This window comes from Streptomyces rubradiris (assembly GCF_016860525.1).
GTDB classification, from domain to species: domain Bacteria; phylum Actinomycetota; class Actinomycetes; order Streptomycetales; family Streptomycetaceae; genus Streptomyces; species Streptomyces rubradiris.
Genome location: NZ_BNEA01000001.1, coordinates 1,267,845 through 1,282,584 on the forward strand (window position 1 = coordinate 1,267,845; position 14,740 = coordinate 1,282,584).

17 protein-coding genes are annotated in these 14,740 nt (G+C 71.5%); 4 read left to right on the forward strand and 13 right to left on the reverse strand.

The window, feature by feature from the left end:
• Positions 1-20: 20 nt before the first annotated feature.
• From Srubr_RS05895 to Srubr_RS05925, 8 genes are all read right to left on the reverse strand, one after another.
• Positions 21-875: a hypothetical protein gene (locus tag Srubr_RS05895; RefSeq protein ID WP_189996141.1), complete on the reverse strand. Its 855-nt coding sequence runs from the start codon at positions 873-875 to the stop codon at positions 21-23.
• Positions 856-1,761: an aldo/keto reductase gene (locus Srubr_RS05900; protein WP_189996140.1), complete on the reverse strand. Its 906-nt coding sequence runs from the start codon at positions 1,759-1,761 to the stop codon at positions 856-858. Before Srubr_RS05900 ends, Srubr_RS05895 begins: the two co-directional genes overlap by 20 nt.
• Positions 1,758-2,945, reverse strand: a complete 1,188-nt coding sequence (locus Srubr_RS05905) for a cupin domain-containing protein (protein ID WP_189996139.1) — start codon at positions 2,943-2,945, stop codon at positions 1,758-1,760. The genes Srubr_RS05900 and Srubr_RS05905 overlap by 4 nt, the downstream gene beginning before the upstream one ends.
• A gap of 14 nt (positions 2,946-2,959) precedes the next feature.
• Complete coding sequence (locus Srubr_RS05910; protein ID WP_173456875.1) at positions 2,960-3,097, reverse strand: hypothetical protein; 138 nt, start codon at positions 3,095-3,097, stop codon at positions 2,960-2,962.
• 79 nt (positions 3,098-3,176) lie between these two features.
• Positions 3,177-3,299, reverse strand: coding sequence for a hypothetical protein (locus Srubr_RS41310; RefSeq protein WP_268257584.1), 123 nt, complete (start codon positions 3,297-3,299; stop codon positions 3,177-3,179).
• Positions 3,300-3,600: 301 nt separating this feature from the next.
• A complete protein-coding gene (locus Srubr_RS05915) occupies positions 3,601-4,434 on the reverse strand; it encodes a helix-turn-helix domain-containing protein (RefSeq protein WP_189996138.1) in 834 nt (277 codons plus the stop codon).
• Positions 4,431-4,943 (reverse strand): DUF6879 family protein, encoded by a 513-nt coding sequence (locus Srubr_RS05920; RefSeq protein WP_189996137.1) that lies wholly within the window; start codon positions 4,941-4,943, stop codon positions 4,431-4,433. Before Srubr_RS05920 ends, Srubr_RS05915 begins: the two co-directional genes overlap by 4 nt.
• Positions 4,927-5,136, reverse strand: a complete 210-nt coding sequence (locus tag Srubr_RS05925) for a hypothetical protein (RefSeq protein WP_189418471.1) — start codon at positions 5,134-5,136, stop codon at positions 4,927-4,929. Before Srubr_RS05925 ends, Srubr_RS05920 begins: the two co-directional genes overlap by 17 nt.
• A gap of 586 nt (positions 5,137-5,722) precedes the next feature.
• Between Srubr_RS05925 and Srubr_RS05930 the strand changes: the two genes are divergently transcribed.
• A complete protein-coding gene (locus tag Srubr_RS05930) occupies positions 5,723-6,898 on the forward strand; it encodes a serine hydrolase domain-containing protein (RefSeq protein ID WP_189996136.1) in 1,176 nt (391 codons plus the stop codon).
• A 119-nt stretch (positions 6,899-7,017) separates the two neighbouring features.
• On the opposite strand, the gene Srubr_RS05935 is transcribed toward Srubr_RS05930, so the two are convergent.
• From Srubr_RS05935 to Srubr_RS05945, 3 genes are all read right to left on the reverse strand, one after another.
• Entirely contained in the window at positions 7,018-8,130 is a 1,113-nt protein-coding gene (locus Srubr_RS05935; protein WP_189996135.1) for a CapA family protein, read from the reverse strand.
• 148 nt (positions 8,131-8,278) lie between these two features.
• Positions 8,279-9,583 carry a phosphoribosyltransferase family protein gene (locus tag Srubr_RS05940; RefSeq protein WP_189996134.1) on the reverse strand — a complete coding sequence of 435 codons (1,305 nt, stop codon included), beginning with the start codon at positions 9,581-9,583 and terminating at the stop codon, positions 8,279-8,281.
• Positions 9,584-9,599: 16 nt separating this feature from the next.
• On the reverse strand, positions 9,600-9,911 hold the full coding sequence (locus Srubr_RS05945; RefSeq protein WP_189996133.1) for a dsRBD fold-containing protein: 312 nt from the start codon (positions 9,909-9,911) through the stop codon (positions 9,600-9,602).
• Between the two features lie 101 nt (positions 9,912-10,012).
• On the opposite strand from Srubr_RS05945, the gene Srubr_RS05950 reads away from it, so the two are divergent.
• On the forward strand, positions 10,013-10,390 hold the full coding sequence (locus tag Srubr_RS05950; protein ID WP_189996132.1) for a YchJ family protein: 378 nt from the start codon (positions 10,013-10,015) through the stop codon (positions 10,388-10,390).
• Between the two features lie 23 nt (positions 10,391-10,413).
• Here the strand turns inward: Srubr_RS05950 and Srubr_RS05955 are convergent, their stop codons facing one another.
• Entirely contained in the window at positions 10,414-11,115 is a 702-nt protein-coding gene (locus Srubr_RS05955; protein WP_189996131.1) for a FadR/GntR family transcriptional regulator, read from the reverse strand.
• A 140-nt stretch (positions 11,116-11,255) separates the two neighbouring features.
• Between Srubr_RS05955 and Srubr_RS05960 the strand changes: the two genes are divergently transcribed.
• Both Srubr_RS05960 and Srubr_RS05965 read left to right on the forward strand, forming a co-directional pair.
• Entirely contained in the window at positions 11,256-11,783 is a 528-nt protein-coding gene (locus Srubr_RS05960; RefSeq protein WP_189996130.1) for a gluconokinase, read from the forward strand.
• A gap of 37 nt (positions 11,784-11,820) precedes the next feature.
• Positions 11,821-13,218 carry a GntP family permease gene (locus Srubr_RS05965; protein ID WP_189996129.1) on the forward strand — a complete coding sequence of 466 codons (1,398 nt, stop codon included), beginning with the start codon at positions 11,821-11,823 and terminating at the stop codon, positions 13,216-13,218.
• 93 nt (positions 13,219-13,311) lie between these two features.
• Here the strand turns inward: Srubr_RS05965 and Srubr_RS05970 are convergent, their stop codons facing one another.
• A complete protein-coding gene (locus Srubr_RS05970) occupies positions 13,312-14,403 on the reverse strand; it encodes a hypothetical protein (protein WP_229926718.1) in 1,092 nt (363 codons plus the stop codon).
• Between the last annotated feature and the right edge of the window lie 337 nt (positions 14,404-14,740).

Sequence of the window (14,740 nt, forward strand, 5' to 3'; positions counted from 1 at the left end):
GCAGGCGTACAGGGGCGCAGTCAGGCGCTCACCTCGGAGCGCACCGGAACGGGTGGGCGAACACCGGTGAGCGCCTCCGCACGGGCAACGAGCCGGGGTGCAAGGTCGGGATACCAGCCACGGGCTACGGCTTGCAGCATCTCCGCCAGCGCGGCGAGTTCCCCGATTCGGCCGGCCGGGGTGTCGAGGGTCGGCGCGAACTCCCTGCGGATGCGAGCGGCTACGTCGGGAACGAGCAGGCTGTTGGCGTGGAGGAGCCCCGCGTCGTAGCCGAAGGGCACCAAGCCCCACCGCTCCCAGTCCAGCAGGCACAGGGGCGCAGCGGTGAGGTTGCCCCAGTGCAGGTCACCGTGACCGGTCACCCGCTCCACCTTGGCGGGTGCCGGGATGCCAAGGAACTGGGGGAAGGCCCGTTCGATCCACCCATCCCGGACGGTCGTCTTCACACCCTCCACTTCAGCGAGCAGTGCAAGGGCTTGGCGAAGGTCCGCCCACCACTCGTCAGGCAACCCCGGGTCACGGTCGATGTCGGCCCGGTCCGGAGACACGATCGGCTGCGTCACGTAATCAAGGACTTCCGCCTCGAAAGCCCACTCCACGTCAGTCCAGTCGTGCACCTCGTACAGGCGGGGACGAGGAACGCCGTCAGGCACCAGCTCAGAGGCGCCGACGATGCCCTCCCCTTGCTTCCTGCCCGCGTTCCTCTTCGCCGTCCGACTCACCCGCAGCCACCGGTCCCCCGCTCGGCGTCCGAGGGTGACGCCAAGGAAGCCCCACGCCAGCGGCCCCGTACAGGTGAGACCCAGTGCCTTGGCCGCCCGGTCGTGGGCGGCCTCCATCAGGGCCTGCACCTTCTCATTCACCGGCGAGTTCATCCGTCACCCTCCTGAGTTCCTGGGCCGTCAGAGGCGCAGCCAGAGCCTTCGCCGCATCGTCCCAGTGTTCGCGGGTGCTCGCGGAAGTCAGGACGACATCGAGGCCAGGGCACGAGCCAGCGGCCAGCAGGGCAGCGGCTGCGGCCGACAAGCCAGGGCGGATGAGGTTCACCAGTTCGGGCGTCATGGCATCGAGGAGGGCGCCCCCGTGCAGGGGCGCGGAGCCGAACGTGATCAGCCCCGCGTCCTTCGCCTGCACCAGTGGTCCGCCGCCGTTCAGGGCCTGTGTGATCGGGGCATCCATGATCAGGCTGACGGGCATCTGCAAGCCCGTGAAGTGGTGCTCGGCGGAACCCGCCGCCTGCCGCGCGAGTGCGAGCAACTCGGGCACGCTGAACGCCCCGGAGGTCAGACCCGACCAAGTGGCGACGCCGTACCCGCCGATCCTGCCCGTGCGGGCGAACTCCTCCAGCGCCGTAAAGGCTTCCCGCACCCGCCCGTGCAGAGCCGTACGGTCAAGGCCCTGGCCGTCGTGCTCCGGGTTGTGCACGAACACCAGGTCCACGCGCCCGAGCGTGGCCAACGAGCGCTCCGTCTGCCAGCGGACAAAGCCCCGCTCAAGGCTGTGTCTACCGGCCGCCTCTTCCCGGGTGAGCACGCCGTCAGCCAGTGCGGTGCGGCCCTGTTCCTCCGTGAAGAATCCCGCCTTCGTGGCTACCCGCACGGTCGGGTACTCCCTGAGAAGCGGGCGCAGTTCCTCATGCGCCCGACCGTGAGCGTAGTTGGGCGCCGTGTCCACCCAGGGGCTACCGGCAGCCAGGGCGGTGCGTGCCGCCTGACTGACAGCACGCACGCGGTATGTCCCCAGGGAGAGCGCGGCGGTCACAGCGCCGTCCCCACGACTGCGGCGGCGTGGCCGTCGATGAGGACGGAGACCACTTCGGCTACGTCCTCGACCTCCAGTCCGGCGGAGTCGGCCATCTCGCCCAGCGTGGTCGGCTGGTTGGTCAGCAGCGTGCCCAGTGCGGGAGCGGCGGACTCGGCGAAGTCCCACGCGGTACCGGCTGCCGAGAAGGTGACCGTGCCCTCTGCCGGGTTCGCCGTCAGGCGGCCCCTCGGAGCGGTGAGCTTGACCGTGATCTCGCCCCGTGCAGGGAGCCCGTCCACGTAGGGCAGGGACGGAATCGCGTGGCCCAGGTCGGTCGTGTCGATCGACTCCGCCCACCGCCCCACGAGGCGCGGGTCCGCCATCATGTCGGCCACCTCACGGCGCAGCGCGTCGGTGAAGTCCGCCTGTTCCGTCAGCGAGCCGAAGCGTGGGATGTCCCTGCGGAGCGCGAGGGACGCCCGGAGCTGATCCACGACCCAGAGCATCAGGTCAGCACCGGTGTGCGTGACCGTGCCGAAGGTGAGGTGAAGGGATTCCGTCCCCTGGTCAGCGGTGACCGCGTGCCACCAGCCGCGCGGCAGGTAGAGCACGTCACCCGGGGACAGAACGAGGTCCGCCACGGGGTCGCCCTCCGGCTCCTCCGGCGACTCCACGTCCCGGAAGGTGGGCGCCTCGCGGGTCATCCCCCACAGGCGCCACCGCTTCGAGCCATGCAGTTGGACCACCACCACGTCGTGGTCGTCCCAGTGCCGGCCGAAGCCCTCCCGCTCGGTCCACGAGGCGTACACGTTGGCCTGCACGGAAGTCCCGAGGAAGCGAGCCAGCCCCTCCGCAGCCGCCCCCACAGCGGGGTGGATCTTCTCCACCGCGTCGAGGACCAGCGACGCCCCGTCCCTGAGCTGGGCGTGGAAATCGGACGGTTGGATGCGGGACCAGGTGACCGCTCGGCGGTTCGTGGTGGGGATGGCGTAGCGGTGGATCGGGACCATCTCGCGGTCGACCGAGAGGCGCAGCCGGGGCGGCTCCAGCCGCTGTGTGGCGATGATTCGGTTCAGGTCGTCCCAGGAGAACAGGCCCGCCGTGTCGGCGGCTCCGGGGATGTGTGCGTAGGAGCGGTGGTACGTCCGGGCGAGGAACTTGTCCCCGCCCAGACGCCCCGCCCACGAGGCTGCATCAAGCAACGTGGGCGCTCCCGTCAGTCGTTGCCGTCGGAACGGCCACCGCTGACGTCCGACTCCTGCTCGGCACGAGTACGCGCGGCCACGATCTTCCGCTTCGCGATGAGCAGGCCACCCCCCTCGGGGGCCACGGAACCGGTGTTCTCTTCCACCATCGGACTACCTCTCTCTTCTCGGGGACTTCCCGCCCGGGATCAGGCGGGAAGCAAAGGGGGACAACGGCGAGCCCGGCGGTTACCGGATCGCCAGGGCTCCGGCGAGAACCACGGCACAGCCGCCGAGAATCATGGCCAGGTACAGCGACCCCGCGTACCGGCCGAAGTGGCGCAGCACCCAGCGGCCCAGGCCGCGACTCACGCCGTCTTCTGCTCCGCCGCGACAGGGCGGAGATCACTCACAGACGGCGAGCTGCGGCCCGTGCACCGAGGGCACCCGCAGGGCGGGTACTTGGTCGGTGAACCCAAGATCACTGCGTTGCGCGGGTCCACCTGCACCTCACGAACCGGGCCGTACGTCCTACCGCCGTCGTACGACACCCGCAAAGTCATGCGCCCGCCGTCTCGGTTTCTCGTTTCGTCTCGCTCGGTCGCCGCCATGGGGGAAACCATTGGCCCAGAAACCGGCGACTGTGTAGTTCTTTCCCGTCATGGACTAAAGATCATGAACGGCAAGCGGCAGACCACTCCGCCAACAAGGCTCGCGCTTCCTCCCCGAACAACGCGTAACCCTCCAGCGTGGAGAACAGTTCGAGATGCATTTCGATGTCTCTCGGATCTCTCAGGATCACGACACCGGTCGTGTTCTCCACAGTGGCCAGCGTGTTGTCATAGATGGTGAAAGTGTCCATAGGCGCCATGGGTTTGTATCCCGCGATTGGGATAACGCCGAGCTTCACGTTCGTAAGGTGGGTAAGCGAGGCCAGTCGGTCAATCTGCATTGCCATCGCAGCCGGGGGCAGGAGCGGCCACCTCACAGCCTGCTCGGTCAGGATGAAGGTGAACCGCTTCTTCGTGTCGTAAAGAACCTCCTGCCGCTCCAGCTTCCTCGCGATCGTCTTAGTGACATCGGCCGGGGAATGGGCAAGGCTGGCCCGGATGTACTCAGGGGTGGACAGCAGTCCTGTAATCATCGAGAGCAGGAAGAAGCGGAAGTCCGTAGATGAGGATTCGAGGGCTGCAAGTTCAGTCTGCTTCTTCTCCAGGCCCCTACGGCGCAGGGAGCGCAGGTCTTGCCATTCGGTGTTGGCCAGCCGCGCGAGGGCGATGACCTCCTCGATGACCTCGGGTGGAGCCACGACGGCTCGTAGGATTCTTTCCAGGTCCAGTAGGCTCGGCTGAGCTTTCCCGTTCTCAATCCGGCTGATCTTCGATTGGGACATGTTGCAACGCCGAGCGAGCCGGTCCCCAGTGAGGCCGGCTCGCTTGCGTAGTTCTTTCAGCAGGGCCGCCAGTTCCTGTTTCGGCTGGCCCATCTGCTCAGGGTCGAACGTCACCCGCTCACATACTCCAGGAATGGAACCGACTCAGCAACGGCAATCCGCTTCCACTGCCGGTACGGCTCCGGATCGCCCTCGTACAGTTCCCGGTTTATCTGCGTCCCGTCCGCCCGGTAGTTCATCAGGACCACCTTGGACTCATCGAACATCCAGAAGTCCTGATCCGGAAGTCCCGGGTTCTCCCGGTCGGTGAGGTCGAGGATGCGGATATCCTCGCCCACCTTCACGTGGTGCCGGTAGTAATACTCGAACTCGAAGCGAAGGTAGTCCGAGAGCGGGCGGGTCACGACGTGCACCCTGCCGACGCTCTTTCCTTCCGAGGTCCATTGCCGAACCTCGTCCATCCAGGCCGACGTGTAATCGTCGGGGGATTTCTCCCCGGCGAGAAAGCGCTTCAGCTTCTCCGCTTCCTGGGGCATGGTGTAGCCGGGCAGCGTTTCCAGTCGCCACGCCTCACGCTCCATGGAATCGAAGCAGTCATTCCACGCGTCACCATCCAAGTGCACGGAACGCCTCCCTGAGAACCGCCTCGGGGATTTCCACGAGCCCTTCCCCGGAGGGCGGGGTGAAGGCGTCGGACACGTCGCCCTGCACCACGAACGACCCGGTAGCCGTGCGGTACACGTTCGGGCAGTCCTTCTCTCCGCACTCGCCGTTGCCGTTGCCCGTGAGCCGGGTGAGTGCCGAACGTTCGGACATGCCAACCCCCTTGCTCTGGCCCCGTTGGGCCACCTGCCGAACGACAGTAGAGGGGGTGGCGCTACGCGTCTATGCGCGAACGCGACTATGCGTGTCCTTGCATAAACAGCTTCCGACCGCCCCGCCCACCCCCGGTACGTGGTCGCGTACGCGCCCGTGCAGACTGGGCGTAGCCTCGTGGCGCCGTCCGGGAAGCCTGACCAGGGACGGACGCCTCGGAGGAGGGTTGGTCACGTGACCAACGCATGACCAACAGGGGCCCGAGAGGGCTTGAAACAGCAGGAAAGAACAGGAGAAACGCCCACCGAAATCAAGCCTGTCGACGGGCGTTTCCCCAGGTCAGAGCGGTTGGGGGCTGGTGCCCGAGGTGAAAGTTCAAGTCCCCTCTCGGACACCAGCGAGAGACCCCAGTTGATCTGGGGTCTTTCTGTTTCTCCGGCTGTGGCGTGACCAAGCGCGTGACCGACGGCCGAGCAGACTTCCTGCCCGGCCCGCACGGCGGACCGGCCGGCGGCGGAGGATCAACCCGCCGCGGTGGCCGGGAGTCCTGCTGGATACCGGATCCAGCCAGGGATGGGAACCTCACATGACCACGCACGCCTTACCCCGCACTCTGATCGCCGTGGCTCTGGCGGGAGCGGTGGCCGCGACCGCGGCCGCTCCGGTCTCCGCCGCACCGCGCGCCGCCTCACACCGCTCCACTCACTCCCCTCACTCCGCGACGCAGGACGCCCTCGACGCGATCACCCGCGGCGGAACCCCCGGTGTCCTGGCCGGGACCGACCGTGCGGGCGAGGTCTGGCACGGCACTTCCGGTGTGGCGGACCTGCGCACCGGCCGCCCGCGCCTGCCGCGGGACCGGTTCCGTATCGGCAGTCTGACCAAGCCCTTCATCGCCACCGTCGTGCTGCGGCTCGCCGCCGAGCCCGGGTCCGGCCTGTCGATCGACGACACGGTGGACGAGTGGCTGCCCGGCCTGGTGCGCGGCAACGGCAATGACGGGCGCCGGATCACCCTGCGCCGGCTGCTTCAGCACACCAGCGGGCTGTACGACTACATCGACGACGACGGATTCCGCGCCAAGTTCACCGGACCGGCGTTCCTCTCCCACCGGTACGACGGTGCCACGCCGGAGGAACTGGTGCGGACCGCCCTCGCCCACAAGCCGCTCTTCGGTCCCGGCGACGGCTGGTCCTACTCCAACACCAACTACATCCTGGCCGGCATGGTCATCGAGAAGGCCACGGGCAACAGCTACGCCTCCGAAGTGGAGCGGCGCATCATCAGACCACTCGGCCTGCGCGGGACCACGGTCCCCGGCACGTCGTCGTCGGTGCCCGGCCCGCACGGGCGGCACTACTCCAGGCTCTACGTGGACGACCCCGCCGCTCGGGTCCACGACGTCACCGACTTCGACCCTTCGGTCTCCGGAGCCTCCGGCGAGATGATCTCCACCACCCGCGACCTGAACATCTTCGTCCGTGCCCTCCTGCGCGGCGAGCTCCTCCCCCCGGCCCAGCAGCGGGAGATGTTCACCGGCCACGACCTGGGGAACGGCCGGTCGTACGGCCTCGGGATCAGGTCACAGACACTCAAGGCGTGCGGCGTGAAGGTCTGGGGACACTCAGGCGAGATCCCCGGCTCCCTGACCCGGACCGCGGCCACCGCCGACGGCGAGCACGTCATCACGATCAACCGGAACAGCGACTGGGGCGATCCGGCACTCGAACAGGCAGCAGTCGAAGCGGAATTCTGCGGCTGACCCGGCACCGTCGGCGAAGGCCCCCTACGGCGTGGCCACCGCGCGGCGCGGCCGGCCGAGGACGAGGTGATCAACGCCTGGCCGCCGACCCGGCCGCGCGCCTGCTCCGGCGGCCGGTTTCAGCGCAGTGGCCGTGCCGTCAGCGTGCCGTCGGGGCCGTGGTCGACGCGGGTGGCGTGGCGGCGGGCGTGGGTGTCCAGGACGGTGCGCAGCCAGGCGGTCTCTTCCGCGGTGGTGTGCTCCAGGCGCATCCGGCGGGGCCGCAGCGGCACCATCCGCGCTCCGGTCAGCCGGCCGGTGCCGGGGTCGACCGACACCAGGTGCAGCAGCCGCAGGTCGTCGCGGTAGCTCTCGTAGCCGCCGATGCCCTCGTAGTCGTTGACGAGGTCGCCGCAGCCGTACAGCACGAGCCGGTCCCGGTAGATCTCCGGCGGCCGCGGGTGGTGCGAGGAGTGGCCGTGGACGATGTCGGCGCCCGCGTCGACGAGCGCGTGGGCGAAGCGGACCTCGTCGCGGGTGACGTCGTAGCCCCAGTTGGCCCCCCAGTGGACGGAGGCGACGACGATGTCCCCGGGCCGCCTGTGCTGCCGCAGGCGGTCGGCGAAGTCCAGGGCGGCGGCCGTGGTCGGCCCGGGGGCGAGGGCGACGCCGGGGCGTTCGGCGGTGGCGGCCCAGCCGTGCGGGATGAAGCTGGAGGGCATGCCGAAGGCGAGGACCAGGACGCGTCCGCCGGTGCGCAGCGGCACGGCCGCGGGCCGCCACGCGGCGGCCGCGTCCGGGCCCGCGCCGGCGGTGCGCACTCCGGCGGCGGCGAGCGTGTCCAGGGTGTCGGCGAGGCCGGCGGGGCCGAAGTCGAGGACGTGGTTGTTGGCGAGGACGCAGACGTCGGGGCGGACGGCGGTGAGGCAGGGCAGGTTGGCCGGGTGCATCCGGTAGTGGATGGCCTTGCCGGGGGCGAAGTCGCCGCCGGCGGTGACGGCGGTCTCCAGGTTGATCACCCGGACGTCGGGCGCGGCGCGCTCCAGGACGGACAGGGCCTCGCCCCAGGGCCAGGCGGGGTCCACGGGCCGGGGCACCGGGCCGTTCGCGGCCTCGGCCAGGGCGATGTAGTCCCGGGCGTCGTGGACGTACTCCTCCCGCAGGGCCGGATCGCCCGGGTGCGCGAGGATCTGGTCGATGCCCCGGCCGAGCATGACGTCCCCGGCCAGGAACAGGGTGACCCTGTCGGGCATGGGCGCCGCCCGGCCCTTTGGCATGGCCGCCTCCTGATCCGCGGGCATGGTGCGTGGTCACCGCCTACGCCGGGCACTCCGGCATCGTCTCCTCCCGCCCCTCGGACATGGTCACCGCCTACGCCGGGTGCTCCGGCACGGTCGCCGCCTATACGTGCGCGGGTGCCATGTGGTCGGTGAACCAGGCGCACGCCAGCTCGGTGACCTGCTCCAGGGTGCCGGGCTCCTCGAAGAGGTGGGTGGCGCGGGGCACGACCGCCAGCCGGTTCTCGCAGCGCAGCCGGGCCTGCGCGTCCCGGTTGAGGTCGAGCACCATCGGGTCGGCGCCGCCGACGATGAGCAGGGTGGGTGCCGTCACCTCCGGCAGCCGGGGCCCGGCGAGGTCGGGCCGGCCGCCGCGGGAGACGACGGCGGCGGGCCGCGCGGCGGGGTCGGCGGCGGCCCACAGGGCGGCCGCGGCGCCGGTGCTGGCGCCGAAGTAGCCGATGGCGAGCCCCTCGGCGTCGGGTTCCTCGCGCAGCCAGGCGGTGGCGTCCAGCAGCCGGCCGGCCAGCAGCCCGATGTCGAAGACGTTGCCCCGGTCGGCCTCCTCCACGTCGGTGAGCAGGTCGAACAGCAGGGTGCCGAGCCCGGCGCGGTGCAGTCCCTCGGCGACGAACCGGTTGCGCGGGCTGTGCCGGCTGCTGCCGCTGCCGTGGGCGAAGACCACGACGCCGGTGGCGCCGTCGGGCACGGTGAGCCGTCCGCCGAGCCGGACGGCTCCGGCGGTGACCGTGACCTCCCGGGCGCCGGACGCGGCGCCCGCGGTGTGCCCGTGGCGCTCGGCGGCGCGCCGCAGGCAGGCGGTGACCTCCTCGTCCTCGACCTGGGTGAAGTCGGTGTAGAACTGGCCGACGGCGGCGAAGTCCCAGGGGGTGTCCAGGCACACCAGGTCGTCGGCGTCCTCGCCGAGGCGGCGGGCGAAGTCGCGGGGGGCGACCGGGACGGCCAGCACGATGCGGGCCGCGCCCCGGGCGCGGGCGACACGGCAGGCGACCCGGGCGGTGGAGCCGGTGGCGACGCCGTCGTCCACCACCACGGCGGTCCGGCCGGCGACGGAGGCCGGGGGCGCCGCGCCCCGGTAGCGGGCGCCGCGCTCCGCGAGGACGCGGCGCTCCCGTTCCTCGACCGCCGCGAGGTCGTCCGGTCCGACGCCGGTGGCGCGCAGCACCTCCTGGTTGATCACGCGGACGCCGTCCTCGCCGATCGCCCCCATGCCCAGCTCGGGCTGGTAGGGCACGCCGAGTTTGCGTACCAACAGGACGTCCAGGGGCGCGTCCAGCGCCTCGGCGACGGCCGCGGCGACCGGTACGCCGCCCCGGGGCAGTCCGAGCACCACCACGTCCTGGCCCCTGAGGTACTCCAGGCGCTCCCCCAGCAGCCGTCCGGCTTCCGGGCGGTTCGCGAAACGCACGGCGGCACTCCTTCCTTCACTCGCGGGGCAGCCAGAGCGGGACCGGGCCGTCCGTGTCGGCCGCCCCGCTGGCCTTCATGTCGCCGTCGGCGGCGCGCAGCAGCATGCGGCCCATGGCGATCAGGGCGCGCCCGGCGGCCAGTTCGTCGCCGATCTCCGGCATCGCCCGGTCGCCGGGGCTGCGGCGGGCCCCGGCGTGGCTCTCCAGGACGTTGTCCCCGGTGTCCAGGACGATCCGGGCCGTGGTGTCCGGGTCGTGCTCGGACAGGTACACGTTCAGCCGCCATTCCTTGACGGCGGGAGGCCGGCTGCTCACGGGTCCGGTCATCCTCGACCTCACCTCCCTGTGCGCCGGTGTGCGGTCCGGCTCTTCCACTGTGCACCCGGCCCCTGCCGGGCGCCTCCCCTGCCCCGGGCACAATGGGCGCCATGACCTCGCGCACCTGCCCCTGCGGGCTCCCCCGGCCCTACGACGCCTGCTGCGGCCGCTTCCACTCGGGGCGGGCCGCCGCGCCGACCGCGGAGCTGCTGATGCGTTCGCGGTACAGCGCGTTCGTCAAGGGGGACACGGCGTATCTGCTGCGCACCTGGCATCCGCGGACCCGGCCGGAGCGGCTGGACCTCGATCCGGGGATGAGGTGGACGGGGCTCGAGATCCTGGACACGGCCGACGGGTCGGCGTTCCACACCACGGGCACGGTGGAGTTCCGCGCCTCCTACCGGGGCGGCGCGCTGCGCGAGCGGAGCCGGTTCGAGCGGGTGGCCGGGGCGTGGGTGTACGTGGACGGGGAGTTCCCGCGGGACTAGCCGGACCCGCGACGCGCCGTCGCTCAGGGTGCCAGGACGTCCAGTTCCTGGAGGGCGCCCTCGGTGATCTCCCGGGTCAGTTCCTCGGCGCGGACCGCGTCCCGGGCGCGGACCGCCTCGGCGAGCCGCACGTGCAGGGTGACGGCGGCCGGGTCGGGGTCCTCGAACATGACCTCGTGCCGGGTGCGGCCGGTGAGCACCTCCGCGACGACATCGCCGAGGCGGGCGAACATCTCGTTGCCGGAGGCGTTGAGGATGACCCGGTGGAAGGCCACGTCGTGGAACAGGTACTCCTGGAGCCGGTGGCCGCGTGAGTTGGCCACCATGCCGAGCGCGCACTCGGTGAGTTCGGCGCACTGTTCGGCCGTGGCGTACTGGGCGGCCAGGCCCGCCGCGACGGGTTCGACGGCGGAGCGCAGCACGGTGAGCGAGCGCAGCTGGTGCGGGCGGTCGGCGCCGGCCAGCCGCCAGCGGATGACCTGCGGGTCGTAGACGTTCCACTCGGCCTTGGGGCGGACCGTGACGCCCACCCGGCGGCGGGACTCGACCAGGTGCATGGACTCCAGTACGCGGACCGCCTCGCGCATCACCGAACGGGACACCTCGAAGTGCTGTGCCAGCTCGTCGGTCCGCAGGACGCTGCCCGGCGGGTACTCGCCGGACGTGATGGCGGGGCCGAGGGTGTCCAGTACATGGCCGTGCAGCCCCCGGCCCCGTGTGCTCATGCACTCAGCGTACGGCCTGGATCACAGCCATAAAAAGTCAGACTTATACGTCACACTCTCTTGAATTCGTCGTACCTAATGGGTTTCAGTGTGGCGACGCCGCAGTGGCGTCGGATGTCGAGGAAGACAGCGAGGCAGTAATGCGAACCCCCCAGGTCGTCGTCGTGATGGGCGTCGCGGGGACGGGCAAGACCACCATCGGTCCCTTGCTCGCCGCGCGGCTGGGCGTCCCGTACGCCGAGGGCGACGACTTCCACCCGCAGGCCAACATCGACAAGATGTCGGCGGGGATCCCGCTCGACGACGCCGACCGGTGGCCGTGGCTGGACGCCATCGGGCACTGGGCGCACGGCAGGGCCGGACTGGGCGGGGTGGTCAGCAGCTCCGCGCTGAAGCGGGTCTACCGCGACCGGCTGCGGGCCGTGGCGCCCGGGATCGTGTTCCTGCACCTGACGGGCGACCGCCGGCTGATCGAGGAGCGGATGTCCCGGCGGCAGGGCCACTTCATGCCGACCGCCCTGCTGGACTCCCAGTTCGCCACCCTCCAGCCGCTCCAGCCGGACGAGGCGGGAGTCGCCGTGGACGTCAGCGGCGGCCCCGAGGAGATCACCGAGCGTGCCGTACGGGCCCTCTCGGCGCTTCCCGACACCGCGGGCAGCTCTCACTAGCGCCCCCAGAAATCCCCCGTAACCGCAAGGAACCCCCGTGACCAGACTCAGCGTCGAGATGCTGGCAGCGGACGCCCCTCCGCCGATCACCTCCGCCGGGCACGCCCAGCTGGGCATCGCCGTCCTGGTGGGCATCGCCGTCATCGTCCTGCTCATCACCAAGTTCAAGCTCCATGCCTTCCTGGCGCTGACCGTCGGGTCGCTGGCGCTCGGGGCGGCCGCCGGGGCGCCGCTCGACAAGGCCATCACCAGCTTCACCAACGGGCTCGGCTCCACGGTGGCCGGCGTGGGCGTCCTGATCGCGCTCGGGGCGATCCTGGGCAAGCTGCTCGCCGACTCCGGCGGCGCGGACCAGATCGTCGACACGATCCTGGCCAAGGCCGGCGGGCGGGCGATGCCGTGGGCGATGGTGCTGATCGCCTCCGTGGTCGGCCTGCCCCTGTTCTTCGAGGTCGGCATCGTGCTGCTGATCCCGGTCGTGCTGATGGTCGCCAAGCGCGGCAACTACTCCCTGATGCGCATCGGCATCCCGGCACTGGCCGGTCTGTCCGTGATGCACGGTCTGATCCCGCCGCACCCCGGCCCGCTGGTGGCCATCGACGCGGTCAAGGCCAACCTGGGCGTGACCCTGGCCCTCGGCATCGTGGTCGCCATCCCGACCGTGATCATCGCCGGGCCGCTGTTCTCCAAGGTCGCGGCCCGCTGGGTGGACGTGCCCGCCCCCGACCGGATGCTGCCGCAGCGCGCCTCGGAGCAGCTCGAACGGCGCCCGGGCTTCGGGCCGACGCTCGCCACCGTGCTGCTGCCGGTGGTGCTGATGCTGGCCAAGGCGCTGGTGGACATCGTCGTCGACGACCCCGCGGACCACACCCAGCGCGTCTTCGACGTCGTCGGCTCCCCGCTGATCGCCCTGCTCGCCGCCGTGATCGTCGGTTTCTTCACGCTGGGCCGGCCCGCCGGGTTCACCCGGGACCGGCTCCAGCAGACCGTGGAGAAGGGCCTCATGCCCATCGCCGGCATTCTGCTGATCGTCGGCGCGGGCGGCGGCTTCAAGCAGACGCTGATCGACTCCGGCGTGGGCCAGATGATCCTGGACATCTCCGAGGACTGGTCGATCCCGGCGCTGCTGCTGGCCTGGCTGATCGCGGTGGCGATCCGGCTGGCGACCGGCTCGGCGACGGTGGCGACGGTCTCGGCGGCCGGCCTGGTGGCGCCGCTCGCGGCCGACATGTCGACCACCCACACGGCCCTGCTGGTCCTCGCCATCGGCGCGGGCTCGCTCTTCTTCAGCCATGTCAACGACGCCGGTTTCTGGCTGGTGAAGGAGTACTTCGGGCTGAACGTCGGGCAGACCGTCAAGACCTGGTCGCTGATGGAGACGATCATCTCGGTGGTCGCGGGCGGCCTGGTGCTGCTGCTGTCCCTGATCATCTAGGCCGCGGCGCGCGGCGCCTCCGCGGCAGGCCGGCCCGTCCGGCCGAGGGCTTCCCCTCGGCCGGGCGGGCCGGTTCCGTCGTTCCGCGGGCCGTCAGCCGGGCCCGAGCGCGCGGGCGCGGGCCGCGCGGAAGGCCGCGAGCGGGTCGCGGTGGGCGTAGGCCCAGGGCGCCGGGGTGGCGTGGTCGCCGATGCGCTGGAACAGGGCCGCTGCCTCGGCCGGACGGCCGGCGCAGGACAGGGCGAACGCCAGGTGGTTGAGGTCGATCAGGCGGCGCGGGTGTTCGTCCTGCTCCCACTCCAGCCACCAGTCGAAACAGGCGCCCAGCACGCGCCGGGCCCGGGGGCCGGACCAGTGCCGGGAGGCGGCCGGGTCGGCGGGGCCCAGCCCGGTGGCGGCGAGGACCCGGTACCGCTCGGCGTAGGCGACCGCCGGCAGCACGGCCAGCGGGGAGTCGGCGGGGGCCTCGGCGGCGGCCAGTTCGGCGGCGTCGTACACCTCGTGGGTCTCGGCACGGCCGCACCCGGGCCGTTCGGCGAGGCAGGCGATCAGCAGGTGGTGGGCGTGGTGGTGCTCGGGGTGGCGGCGGCGCAGCTCGGTGAAGGCGTCGAGCAGGGCGCTCTCCGGGCCGAGGGCGCGGGCCAGCAGGAGCAGGCCGAGCCAGGGCGTGGGGTCGGCCGGGGCGAGGGCGGCGGCCGTGGCGCAGGAGTCGCGGGCCCGGCCGGGCTCCTCCTCGCCGCGTACGGCCCGGTGGACCAGGGCCAGGGCCAGCAGGGTGGCGGCGTCAACGGAGCCGGGCTCGGCGGCCAGCCAGTCGCCCGCCCAGGCGGTGGCGCGGGGGTCCTGGGCGAGAACGGTGAGGCGGTGGCCGCGGCGGTCCCAGTCGTCGCCGGTGTGCACCAGCAGGGAGCGGGCGGCCTGCCGCCGGCCCTTCGCCAACGCCGCGCGGGCGGTGCGCAGTTCGGCGTCGTCGAGGGCGGCGTCGAAGGTGTCGGAGGCGCCGGGGGCGCCGGGGGCGAGGGCATCGGAGGCGCCGGGGGCGAGGGCGTCGGAGGCGCCGGGGGCGAGGGCGTCGGAGGCGTCGCGGGCGCCGGGGGCGAGGGCGTCGCGGGGGCCGGCGGCGGGGGCGACGGACGGGTCCGGCGCGGCCCGGCGCGGGCCGAGCAGAGGCGGGGAAGGGGGCACCGCGGGGCTTCCTGTTTCTCGGGCTGCCATCGACCGATCACGCACAGCAAACCCCCCGCCAAGGATCGCGTCAAGCGGATCGAGGCTGTTCATCCCTTCAACTTCCCTGCCCAGAGCGGTACTTGGCTCGCACGGCGCAGGTGGGAGCCGTCGCGGGTGTGAACGAGGGGACGTTCCTGTGGCGTATGCCATGCCCGCCCGCCACGCGTACCGGGCCGTGCGCCCCGGGACCGGCGCCGCGGATGTGGCGCACGCCATGGCGCGCCGCGCCCGCGGTGCGGACCATGTCGGGCGACCGCCCGGTTCCGGGTACTTCCGGGGCATCGCCGTTCCGGTG

Coding starts and splice junctions, on each gene's coding strand:
- Srubr_RS05930 (WP_189996136.1), top strand. CDS start 5,723: ATGACCACGCACGCCTTACCCCGCACTCTGATCGCCGTGGCTCTGGCG.
- Srubr_RS05945 (WP_189996133.1), bottom strand. CDS start 9,911: ATGACCGGACCCGTGAGCAGCCGGCCTCCCGCCGTCAAGGAATGGCGG.
- Srubr_RS05910 (WP_173456875.1), bottom strand. CDS start 3,097: ATGGTGGAAGAGAACACCGGTTCCGTGGCCCCCGAGGGGGGTGGCCTG.
- Srubr_RS05925 (WP_189418471.1), bottom strand. CDS start 5,136: ATGTCCGAACGTTCGGCACTCACCCGGCTCACGGGCAACGGCAACGGC.
- Srubr_RS05950 (WP_189996132.1), top strand. CDS start 10,013: ATGACCTCGCGCACCTGCCCCTGCGGGCTCCCCCGGCCCTACGACGCC.
- Srubr_RS05960 (WP_189996130.1), top strand. CDS start 11,256: ATGCGAACCCCCCAGGTCGTCGTCGTGATGGGCGTCGCGGGGACGGGC.
- Srubr_RS05895 (WP_189996141.1), bottom strand. CDS start 875: ATGAACTCGCCGGTGAATGAGAAGGTGCAGGCCCTGATGGAGGCCGCC.
- Srubr_RS05935 (WP_189996135.1), bottom strand. CDS start 8,130: ATGCCCGACAGGGTCACCCTGTTCCTGGCCGGGGACGTCATGCTCGGC.
- Srubr_RS05955 (WP_189996131.1), bottom strand. CDS start 11,115: ATGAGCACACGGGGCCGGGGGCTGCACGGCCATGTACTGGACACCCTC.